The organism is Polaromonas sp. (assembly GCF_030682935.1).
Lineage (GTDB): Bacteria > Pseudomonadota > Gammaproteobacteria > Burkholderiales > Burkholderiaceae_C > Polaromonas.
The window spans coordinates 1-1,504 of sequence record NZ_JAUXNA010000011.1; the positions used below are offsets into that span (position 1 = coordinate 1).

3 protein-coding genes are annotated in these 1,504 nt (G+C 64.2%); all 3 read left to right on the forward strand.

The annotated features are described in order from the left end of the window. Positions 1–516: phosphoenolpyruvate carboxylase (locus Q8K05_RS00435; RefSeq protein WP_305244584.1), on the forward strand; the 516-nt coding region annotated here is incomplete at its 5' end. A gap of 177 nt (positions 517–693) precedes the next feature. Next, on the forward strand, positions 694–924 hold the full coding sequence (locus tag Q8K05_RS00440; protein ID WP_305244585.1) for a hypothetical protein: 231 nt from the start codon (positions 694–696) through the stop codon (positions 922–924). 12 nt (positions 925–936) lie between these two features. Beyond that, positions 937–1,504: hypothetical protein (locus Q8K05_RS00445; protein ID WP_305244586.1), on the forward strand; the 568-nt coding region annotated here is incomplete at its 3' end.

The following is a 1,504-nucleotide window of genomic DNA, read 5'->3' on the forward strand; positions in this document are numbered from 1 at the left end:
TGGGGCTTCAGCTGGGGCCAGTGCCGGCTGACGCTGCCCGGCTGGCTGGGTTTTGGTTCTGCCATCGAGCAGTTTTTGGGCCAGGGCGGCACGCCCGCCAGCCGCAAGGACGCGCTGGCATTGCTGCAAAAAATGTACCGCCAGTGGCCCTTCTTTCGCACCCTGCTCAGCAACATGGACATGGTGCTGGCCAAGAGCGACCTGGCGCTGGCCTCGCGTTATGCCGATCTGGTCAGCGACGCACGGCTGCGTAAAAGGATTTTCAGCGCCATTGAAGCCGAGTGGCACCGCACGGCGCAAGCGCTGGCGCTGATCACCGGCGAAAAAAACCGCCTCGCCGGCAATGCCGCGCTGCAGCGCTCCATCCGCCACCGTTTTCCGTACATCGACCCGCTGCACCATCTGCAGGTCGAACTGGTGCGCCGCTACCGCGCCGGCCAGGCCGACCAGCGGGTGCAAACCGGGATTCATATTTCAATCAACGGGATTGCGGCGGGCTTGCGAAACACGGGCTGACGCGCAGCCGGGCGTTGGCACGCCGGGCGGCGTCAGCGTCGGCCTTGTCCTACACAACTAGACAGTGGGTTCTGATAGCTCCCGACCGCTCAGGCTCCTAGCATGGACTTGTCTGTAGCTGGACCCGGCGCCGCCGGGTTGCAGTGCAGGCAGTCCCCCTTAAGGAGATGCAGCATCATGAATCCGCCAAATACTGGGACCCCATGCCGCTTTCCGGTGATCAGTGCATCGGTATCCCGTGACTTTCTGGCCTTGGCGTCGCACATGAGCGACTGCCAGTGCTCGCACGGCCGTTTCTTCATGCTGCAGGCCATGCTGGAGTCGCTGCAGGCTCTGGCGTCGCCCCGCATCGTGACGACCAGCACCCTGGTCGCCGTTTGCAGCCTGGGTTTGTGGGCCTTTGCCTGATCGGACTTGCGGGTGGACGCCGCCGTCATTGACCGGCTTAATGCGCTAACCCCCCACGCCCGCGATTTCCTGCGCTCGCGCCAGCGTGAAGCCGAGCCGCCGATTCGCGCCGAGCTGTTCGGTATTCATCGCTTTGAAGAGCATGGCCGCAGTCTGGCGCAAGCCCAGGTGATTGAAGGCGATGTCCGTTCGCGGCGCCACGCGCCCTTTTTCCCGCGCGTTGAGAAAAACCTCGCAGCACTGCGCAGTGCCTACGACTATGTGGCGCTAACGTCACGCAGCGGCCATTACGTGACCCCCGCTGCCGAGTGGCTGCTGGACAACTTCCCCCTGGTCGAAGCCCAGCTGGAGCAGATCCGCGAAGGGGTACCGCGCCGCTACTACGCCAGCCTGCCCAAGCTGGCGGGCGCGCCGCTCGAAGGCTTGCCGCGTGTTTACGGCATTGTGTGGGCCTACGTGGCGCACACCGACAGCGTGCTCAGCCAGGAATTGTTCACCGCGTTTCTCAACGCTTACCAGGAGCACAGCGAACTGCGCTTGAGCGAGCTCTGGGCCTTGCCGACCACATTGCGCGTCGTGC